At 33.8% G+C, this 9,831-nt stretch carries 7 protein-coding genes, 1 tRNA gene and 1 pseudogene; 5 read left to right on the top strand and 4 right to left on the bottom strand.

Annotated elements, in window-relative coordinates:
- Together A9G31_RS11420 and rnhA are read right to left on the bottom strand one after the other, a co-directional pair.
- On the bottom strand, positions 1–209 hold a 209-nt coding region (locus A9G31_RS11420), incomplete at its 3' end, for a transposase (RefSeq protein ID WP_141671360.1).
- Between the two features lie 87 nt (positions 210–296).
- Complete coding sequence (rnhA, locus tag A9G31_RS06120; protein WP_065560902.1) at positions 297–770, bottom strand: ribonuclease HI; 474 nt, start codon at positions 768–770, stop codon at positions 297–299.
- 179 nt (positions 771–949) lie between these two features.
- Here rnhA and dnaQ point away from each other — a divergent pair, with 179 nt between their 5' ends.
- Both dnaQ and A9G31_RS06110 read left to right on the top strand, forming a co-directional pair.
- Complete coding sequence (dnaQ, locus tag A9G31_RS06115) at positions 950–1,684, top strand: DNA polymerase III subunit epsilon (protein WP_255306974.1); 735 nt, start codon at positions 950–952, stop codon at positions 1,682–1,684.
- Between the two features lie 116 nt (positions 1,685–1,800).
- Positions 1,801–1,877, top strand: a tRNA-Asp gene (locus A9G31_RS06110).
- Between the two features lie 452 nt (positions 1,878–2,329).
- Here A9G31_RS06110 and A9G31_RS06105 read toward each other — a convergent pair.
- The gene (locus A9G31_RS06105) at positions 2,330–3,382 is read right to left on the bottom strand and encodes a dihydroorotate oxidase (protein WP_065560901.1); all 1,053 of its coding nucleotides are present in this window, start codon (positions 3,380–3,382) and stop codon (positions 2,330–2,332) included.
- 522 nt (positions 3,383–3,904) lie between these two features.
- Between A9G31_RS06105 and A9G31_RS06095 the strand changes: the two genes are divergently transcribed.
- From A9G31_RS06095 to A9G31_RS06085, 3 genes are all read left to right on the top strand, one after another.
- A complete protein-coding gene (locus A9G31_RS06095) occupies positions 3,905–6,676 on the top strand; it encodes a flavocytochrome c (RefSeq protein ID WP_065560900.1) in 2,772 nt (923 codons plus the stop codon).
- A 29-nt stretch (positions 6,677–6,705) separates the two neighbouring features.
- Entirely contained in the window at positions 6,706–7,671 is a 966-nt protein-coding gene (locus A9G31_RS06090; RefSeq protein ID WP_065560899.1) for an FAD:protein FMN transferase, read from the top strand.
- A gap of 256 nt (positions 7,672–7,927) precedes the next feature.
- The gene (locus tag A9G31_RS06085) at positions 7,928–9,388 is read left to right on the top strand and encodes a DASS family sodium-coupled anion symporter (protein WP_065560898.1); all 1,461 of its coding nucleotides are present in this window, start codon (positions 7,928–7,930) and stop codon (positions 9,386–9,388) included.
- A gap of 37 nt (positions 9,389–9,425) precedes the next feature.
- On the opposite strand, the pseudogene A9G31_RS06080 reads toward A9G31_RS06085, so the two are convergent.
- Positions 9,426–9,831 (bottom strand): annotated as a pseudogene (locus tag A9G31_RS06080) (IS5 family transposase); the annotation flags it as partial.

Raw genomic sequence — 9,831 nt, 5'->3', positions numbered from 1 at the left:
TTTTTAGACCACAAATTAAATCGCCTATAGACAGTGCTCCATTCACCAAACTCTTCTGGCAAATCTCGCCAAGGAATACCGGTTCTCATTCGGAAAAGGATCCCTTCAAACGTCATCCGATGCTCGGATTTATTATAAACTCGGCCGGTATTTTTCATTATTTGTAGTAGCTTTTCCCACCGTTTATCTGTTAGCATTGTTCTTGGCATGATGAATCGAGTTATGGTTGTTTTTGGCTGAATTATTATAACTCACATCATGCCGTCTAAAAAATAATCATGAAAGATCAACACGCCCTAACCATTTATGCATTGTTCAAATATAGTATCTTGTAGTGTAGGGGATTGAGCTTGTGTTTTAGCTATAATGTCACAACGCTCGTTTTCAATATGCCCAGCATGACCTTTGACCCAAATCCATTCAATTTTGTGAGTTTGTACTACTTGATCAAGTCTTTTCCATAAATCAACATTTTTTACTGGTTTTTTGTTGGCGGTCTTCCAACCATTTTTTTTCCAACCATGTATCCAATTAATAATTCCATTTCGCAAATATTGACTATCAGAATATAATTCAATTTGACAAGGCTGCTTTAATTGCTCTAAAGCAACAATTGCAGCTAATAATTCCATACGATTATTCGTAGTTTTAAAAAAACCTTCTGATAATATTTTTTCGTTTGTTTTATATTTTAAAATTGCAGCATAACCACCAGAACCGGGGTTACCTAGGCAAGAGCCATCAGTATATATTTCAATTTTTTTTAACATCTTTTTAATTTCATTTATGACTATTTAAATTTTTTATTAATTTATTTACTGTAATTCTGTGACTTAAGTAAATTAAGAACTATATTGATTTTTGAATGTATCAACTTTAAGGAATTTTGGTGCTAGACTATACCACTAAATAAAAGTTTTTCCCAACGATTGATATAAAAGAGAAGAAAGTGATCCATAATTCTACACGACAAATTGTATTAGATACTGAAACGACAGGTATGAACCAAGAAGGTAATAATCATTATGAAGGACATAAGATTATTGAAATTGGCGCTGTTGAAATTATTAATCGACGTTTAACTGGTAACCATTTTCATGTTTACATAAACCCCGAACGCTTAATTGATGAAGATGCATTTAAAGTGCATGGAATCAGTGATGATTTTGTTAAAGATAAACCTATATTTAAAAATGTTGCTCACGATTTTATTAAATTTATAGATGGTGCCGAGTTAATTATCCATAATGCATCATTTGACGTAGGTTTTATGGATTATGAATTTCGTCTTTGTGGTCTGGATTTTAAAACAGCTGATCATTGTATTATTACTGATACCTTGGCTATGGCAAGGCGTTTGTTTCCAGGTAAACGTAATAATTTAGATGTGTTATGTGAACGTTATCAGATAGATAATTCCCACCGAACATTGCATGGTGCATTATTAGATGCTGAGATTTTAGCTGAAGTCTATTTAGCTATGACAGGTGGGCAAACGACATTGTCTTTTAGTTCTGAAGATAATAACTCATCTTTATTAGAATCTAATTCAATTAAAAGAGTAGAACGTAATGGTGTGCCTTTGAAAGTAATCAGAGCCACAGGACATGAACTTTCTGAACATGAGATTATTTTAAAAAAAATTGACAAAAAAAGTGGGGGAGCATTGTGGAATATAAATTAATGATTGTTTTGTATTCAATTGATCGTATGTTTTAAAAATTTTATTGACGAGAATAAAAATAATCTTTAATATCACACCTACTTTAACGTTTCGACGTTAAAGCTACCAAATAAAGCGGAGCGGTAGTTCAGTTGGTTAGAATACCTGCCTGTCACGCAGGGGGTCGCGGGTTCGAGCCCCGTCCGTTCCGCCAATTCAAATTTTCTAATTGCACTTTTATAATATAATCAACATCGCCATAATTGAATTGAATACTGAAACCTTTCTAAGTCACATTTAATAATGTTTAAAAAATGGTTTTTTATAATTATGGGTAGTGCTTCATTTTTATTGGGACAGTTAGTATTTTCGTGCAGCTCCTACCAAAAGTGCTTTTTTATTTATTAACGACCTATTTTTTGAACAATATCTCAGATCGTCTTTATAGCTATTTTACTGATAATCATTACTATCAAACTTATATATAAAAAAAGAAAGCAACAAAAATAAATTTGTTTGAAATGTTAGCAATGGCCTTAATTGTATTGTAAATACCTTTTATTTTATTATTTTAGGAAAAATTAAGAATGCAGTAGGGTATATGGGCAGTAAAAAATTACAGGGTAAGTTACCCTGTAACAAATGTGAACCTAACTGTAAGTAATTTTATTTAAGATTTTTCTTAATTTCTATAGCAAGCATTGGGTTCCACATGGCACCTGTAGCACTCATGATAGCATCGGCTCCATTATCAATAAACTGACGATAATGTTCACTAGAACTAACACCACCAACACCAACAATAACAAATTTTAGATCCATTTCTTTTCGATATTTAGCTAATCTACTTACCATATCTAAACCAGCCCAACGAATTGCATCTCCACAGACACCGCCTTCTTTTCTATTTTCACCTAAGGCAGGATTACCTTTAGCATCAACTGGTTTAGCTGACAGTGTGTTAATTGCACTTAAGCCGTCGATAATAGAACCGACACGAGTCAATAAAGAAACGATCCTTTCATCATCAGGGAAATAGGCTAGTTTTAAAATAAGTGGGCGATCAGGAACTGCTGTTTTAATAGCGTTAACAATGCGTTCGATTTTATCTATATCAAAGCAAAGTAGTTTACTTGCTCCTTCGTTTGGGCAACTTAAATTTGCTTCAAGAATAGGCGCATTGGTTTCTCTAACTAATTTTGCAGCTAAAGCATAATCGTTTTCTATTGCTTCATTGCTTTGCGTCCCCTGAAAACTACCAATTACATATTGCCCATGACCTGCAGATTTTACTGCATCAGCCATATCTGGTTGCCAAATATCTGGAGAAAAAGAAGGAACCCCAAAAGAGTTGGTAATTGATAGAGGTTGATTGTAAGCAGTATCAGCTAATACTGTATCTAAATTACACGATAATTTACCTTTAGGATGAACTGATAACACATTCGGTAATGGATGACATTTATGTAGTTTTGTTCGAACTGTTTTATATACGCATAAATCAAATCCATAGGCAAATGCAGCTTTTATGTAGTTTGCATTTAATAAAGGACCTGCCGGTATACCAAATGGTAAATTAACGTCATGGTTTAAAAATTTTGAAGATTTTGTTGGGATTTGCTCAGCTTTATCTAATTGTGTAAAAAGCCCAAATGGTCCTTGAGCATAATTATCTTCGTAGCTTATAGAAGGATTATAAAAAGGTGTTAAAGATTCCATACTATCTCCTGATCATGCATGTTCTTAAAGTGAAGTTGGGTATTAAGTTGTAATAAAAATAAAATGAATAAGGTTTTAGAGCCCAAAAAAAATCCTCCATAAGGAGGATTAAGAAATAGGAACAATAGAGAGTAGAAAGATGGGGTTGATTCAGAACTGCCAATTGGAATTAAAGACATTAAGTTATTCTCTATTGTGTAAATTTGTACACATTTTATCTGAATAAAATTAAAGTTCAATATAAAAATCATAAAAATATTTAACCAAATGAAAAGGTTATAGTATTTTTTTCTAGATTTTAAATCATAAATCCGACAATATAATCTCTCTAAAATACCCAAAATAAGCATGACCTTATCCTATTTATCGTGATAATTTTATAATTGCTTAATAACACTAAAAAAATTTCTGTCTAAAAAATGATACTTGTTGTTATTAATGTAGATAATCCATGTGGAGAGTAACTATTGTTAATGTTATCATAATTAAAAAGTTTAAATACTAGTGAGTAGGTATATAAAAATGAAAAATGAACATATTTTTAGTCCGATAACTCTACCTAATGGCGTTGAACTAAAAAATCGTATAATGATGGCCCCAATGACAACTTGTTCTGGTTTTTATGATGGTTCAGTTACTCAAGATCTAATTGAATATTATCGTGTACGATCTGGTGAAATAGGGACAATTATTGTTGAATGTGGATTTGTTGATAATAAAGGATTAGCTTTTCCTGGTGCAATTGGTTTAGATAGTGATGACAAAATTGAAGGATTAGCAAAGATTGCGAAGGCAATCAAAGAAAAAGGCTCCAAAGCAGTAATTCAAGTTTACCATGGAGGGCGAATGGTTGAGCCAAAATTAATTGGTGGACAATCGCCTGTGGGGCCAAGTGCAATATCAGCACCACGCCCTGGTGCAGCAACACCAGTAGCATTAAGCGCTGATGAAGTCGATGAAATGATCGAAAAATTTGGCCAAGCAGTGCGACGTGCTATCCAAGCTGGATTTGATGGTGTTGAAATTCATGGTGCCAATACTTATCTTATTCAGCAATTCTATTCACCAAATTCAAATCAACGAGATGATAAGTGGGGGGGAAATCGTGATAATCGTACTCAATTCCCTTTAGCAGTCTTAGATATCACTCATAGTATGGTAAAACAATATGCATCTCCAGAGTTTATCGTTGGTTATCGCTTTTCTCCAGAAGAATTAGAAATTCCAGGCATTCGTTTTGATGACACAATGTATTTGCTTGAAAAATTGGCCCTAAAAGGGCTTGATTATGTCCATTTCTCAATGGGAACAACGCTTAGATCATCGATTGTTGATACTCAAGATCCAACTCCATTAATTAAAAAATTTGTTGCGATGCGTTCACCAATTTTATCAAAAATTCCTGTTGTAGGTGTCGGTAATGTTGTTCATCAAAGTGATTTGGATAGTGCCATCGACAATGGCTATGATTTAGTTGCGGTTGGTCGAGCTTGCATTGCTTATCCTGATTGGGTTAGTCGCATAAAGAAAGGTGAAAAACTAGAGCTATTTATCAATAGTGATAAACGTGAAGATCTGAATATCCCTGAACCTCTATGGCATTTTTCGCTTGTTGAAAGTTTGATTCGGGATGTGAACCTTAATGTTAAAAAATTCAAACCTGGTAATTATCAAGAAAAAGTTAATGATGAATCTTATGAGTTTTTGATTAATGTTGAATTAGGAAATGATTTTATCAAAGATATACAACTCGTTAATGCTAACAACTTTGATAGCGAAGTATTAAATAATTTTACTGAAATTAAGCATCGAATTATTGACTCTAACAGTCCACATGTTGATGCTATTTCTGGCGCAACGACACAATGTGAGGTATTTAAAAAAGCTGTAACTAAAGCGATGGCAAAATCTAATAAAGAAGCAATTATTGCGGAAGGTGGTGATCCAAATGACCAATCCTTTGATCTTGTGGTTGTTGGTAGTGGTGGAGCAGGGCTTACTGCTGCGATCCAAGCTCATGATCTTGGTGCAAATGTGGTTATTGTTGAACAAATGTCTGTAATTGGCGGTAATACCAATAAAGCTTCAGCCGGTATGAATGCGGCAGAAACCAAATTCCAAAAACTCAAAGGTATTACAGATAGTAAAGAACTCTTTTATAACGAAACGATGACAGGCGGAAAAAATAAAAATAACCCTGATTTATTACATTATTTTGTTGAAAATGCACCAAATGCCATTGATTGGTTAGATGAAAATGGTATTGAATTAAGTGGTATTACAACAACTGGTGGAATGAGTATTGATCGAACTCACCGCCCTGAAAGTGGTGCTGCAGTAGGTGGTTTTTTAATTAGTGGCCTAGTTAAAAACATCAATAAGCGTGGTATTGATGTTATGCTTGATACTGTAGTTACTGAAATTATGACAGAAAATAATAAAGTGGTTGGTGTTAAAGTTTCAGAAGAAGATGGCTCAAATCACGTAATAAAAACAAAAGTAGTTATTATTGCAACTGGTGGGTTTAGTGCCAATACCACAATGGTTGAAAAATATCGACCCGATCTTAAAGGTTTTGTCACCACTAATCACAAAGGTGCTACCGGTTCAGGCATTATGTTATTGGAAAAACTTGGTGCAGGAACCGTTGATATGGGAGAGATTCAAATCCACCCAACGGTTGAACAAACAACATCTTATTTAATATCTGAATCGATTCGAGGTGGAGGCGCAATACTTGTATCACAAAATGGTCAACGATTCGTTAATGAACTTGATACAAGGGATAAAGTTTCAGCTGAGATTATAAAATTACCTGAGCACTATGCTTATATCTTATTTGATCAACAAGTCCGTAATGAAAACAAAGCAGTGGAAGAATATGTTTCAAATGAACTTGTATCACAAGCAAATACCATTGAAGAATTAGCACAAAAATTATCAATTGATACTAATAAATTAACTAAATCAGTAAAACGTTATAATCAGTTTGCTATTACCAAACAAGACGAGGATTTTGGCCGAACAACAGGTATACGTCATCCAATAGAAAAAGGTCCTTTCTATGCAATAAAGATCGCACCGGGCGTTCACCATACCATGGGGGGAGTGACAATCAACACCCAAACACAAGTCCTAGATGCTAATAAAAATATCATCCAAGGGGTCTTTGCCGCAGGCGAAGTTGTTGGCGGTGTACATGGTGCTAACCGTATTGGTGGCAATGCTGTTGTTGATATCATTATTTTTGGTAGACAAGCGGGTAAAAAAGCTGCTGATTATATTAAAAATTAAATTATTACAACTAGCTGAGCTTGTTTAATATGGTGTGTTCGAGATATGAATATTCTCAAACTTTAATGGGAACAACGGTGTCATTAACGCTTTTAGAGCCAAATGAAGCCGTTGCACACACTGTTTTTCAAATTATTAAAATGCTTGAGGATAAATTGACTGTTAACCGGCTATTTTCAGAAGTTATGTCAATTAATTTAGCTGCGGGTAAACACCCAGTGACAGTGAGTCAACCTATTTTTTCCCTAATTGAACAAGCTCAAAAAGTCAGTCTTTATTTCAATAGTTGCTTTAATTTTGCTATTGGCCCATTAGTTAAGCTTTGGATGATTGGTTTCCAAGGTTATCAAGTACCATCTGCTGAATTAATAAAACAACAACTATTGTTAATTGATCCTAAAAATGTCGAACTTGATACAAACACACATTCCGTTTTTTTAAAAAAAACTGGAATGGAAATTGATTTAGGTGCAATTGCTAAAGGGTATATTGCTGATATCGTCAAATTGGTTTTACTCGAAAATCAAGTGTATCAAGGTATTATTAACTTAGGTGGAAATGTATTAACTTTAGGTGAGTGTTTAACAGAACAAAGTGGTTATTGGAATATAGGATTAAGAAAACCGTTTTCAATTAGTGATGAGCTGTCTGGCGTTATTAAAGTTAAAAATAAATCAGTTGTCACATCGGGAATTTATGAGCGCTTTTTTATGCAAAAAAATAAACTTTATCATCACATATTTAATCCCAAAACAGGCTATCCGTTGGACAACGAACTTGAAAGTGTGACAATAATTTCAGATTCTTCATTAGAAGGCGATATTTATTCGACTGTTTTTTATGGATGGGGGATTGAGAAAAGTAAGGCGTATTTGCGAAAGAATCAAAATTTATCAGCCATATTTTTGCTAAAAAATAAAACTATAGCATTAATAAATCCTGATAACTTTAGTTTTCAAAAAACCGATACTCAATACACTATAAAAATAGATTGATTATTCAATTTGCGATAAATGCGATTTTAGTTAACGATATAATTTTATTATTTTTTATGAATTTTGTTTTTGTGTAAATGACTTAACATATAGGTCTTTTCACAAAAAACATTCAGGTAGACTGTTGATTTTATTGAATTTTTTTGATTATGCAAACATGAGCAATTATAAATAATAGCCAAACAAAGAATAGTATTATTGTAACTGAATTAAATCTTATAAATTAAATAATATTTAAGTTAAAAAGGAAAATATTATGAGCGTAGTAAAGAAACCACCAGTAAAATGGTTGCCACTTATCATTATTGTGGTAATTTCAGCGATATTTTGGTTGTTTGTATCTCCACCTGAAGGTATTAGTCAAGAGGGTTGGCAAACCAGCATAATTTTTGTTGCAACAATTGCCAGTATTGTTGCCGAAATAATGCCAATTGGCGCAATTGGTCTATTAGCAATTACTGTTTTTGCTGTATTGAGACCATCTGGTGCAACAACAGCGACTGAGTCAATAAAAATCTCGTTAAGCGAATTAAATAGTAGTCTTATTTGGTTAATTGTTATTGCCTTTATGATCGCTCGTGGTTTTATCAAAACAGGTTTAAGTAAACGAATAGCCTATTATCTTGTTAAATTTTTGGGTAAAAATACCTTAGGACTTGCTTATGGTTTATCCGTTACAGATATTGCATTGGCACCAGCTATTCCAAGTACAACAGCACGTGCTGGCGGAGTTATTTATCCAATAGCGGAAGCGCTAGCAATTAATTTTAAATCCAATCCTAAAGATGAATCAAGAAACCGTATAGGTACTTTTTTAATGCTAACTATTAGCCATGTAAATGATATCACCTCGGCAATGTTTCTAACGGCATTTACAGGAAATTTATTAGCCGCTAAATTAGTTACAACATCACTAGGTATTACATTAGGGTGGGGGGAATGGTTTGTTGCAGCAATTGGGCCATGTTTAGTTTCATTCGTTGTGATACCTTTGGTGATTTACTTTCTGACTAATCCAGAATTAAAAAGAACACCGGAAGCGCCAAAATTAGCGGCTGAAGAATTAAAGAAAATGGGGGTAATTACTGTTAAAGAAATCATTATGGGTGTTACTGTTGTACTTTTGTTAGCGCTTTGGATTTTTGGTAAAAACTTCGGTATTGATTCAACAACTACTGCGTTTATTGGCTTAACTATTTTGATCTTATCTGGTGTATTAAGCTGGGATGATATTAAAGGAGAAAAAGCTGCCTGGGACACATTAATTTGGTTTGCGGCATTACTTATGATGGCGGGGCAAGTTAATAAACTTGGTGTAACAAAATGGTTAGGGGACACAATAGGTGTAGCTGTACAAGGTCATTTAGATGAAAGTAGTTGGGTATTAGTTTTAGTTATTTTATGTGTTGCCTATGTTTATTTACATTATTTCTTTGCAAGTGGAAATGCTCATATTGCTGCATTATTTCCCGTTTTCTTATCGATCGCTATTGCCTTAGGCGTACCAACTCTAACTGCAATTTTTGCGTTGGTTATTTGTACTAACTACTTTGGATCAATTACACAGTTTGCAAATGCTCGAAATCCACTATTATTTGCCGAAGGTTTTGTGCCAGTAAAAACTTGGTGGAAAGTTGGGTTTATTTGTAGTATTGTAAATTTAATTATCGTATTTACTGTTGGAATTTTATGGTGGAAGATTATTGGTTTGGGTTAATATTAGGGGCTGTTGATCTTTGCTGTACATAAATTACTCAACAATATATTGGCAGCCACATTAACATAAATGCCAGTGATACCATACTGGCATAATTCCTTTCTAACTTATCGTATCTAGTTGATATTGAACGATATTGCTTGATTCTAGCAAAGGCATTCTCGACTAAATGACGATAGCGATAAAGGCACCTATCCATACTGCTTTTATCTATATCCTTACCATAATTACGTTTAGCAATCACCGTTCGTCCGCCTTTTTGACGAACAAAGCACCGAAAAGACTCGCTGTCATAACCTTTATCAGCTATCACTGTATTCACTTCATCGAGCCTTTCAACTAGGTTTTCTGCATAAGTGATATCATATGTCGTTGTCCTTCAGAAAGCTCAAAACAAATAGGCAAACCACCACTATCAACCGCAAGATGAATTTTAGTTGAAT

It is taken from the genome of Gilliamella sp. Gris1-4 (genome assembly GCF_001690335.1).
In the GTDB taxonomy this organism is placed as follows: Bacteria; Pseudomonadota; Gammaproteobacteria; order Enterobacterales; family Orbaceae; genus Gilliamella; species Gilliamella apicola_P.
The sequence above is the reverse complement of the archived record's forward strand: the minus strand, read 5'-3'. Positions and strand labels throughout refer to the sequence as shown.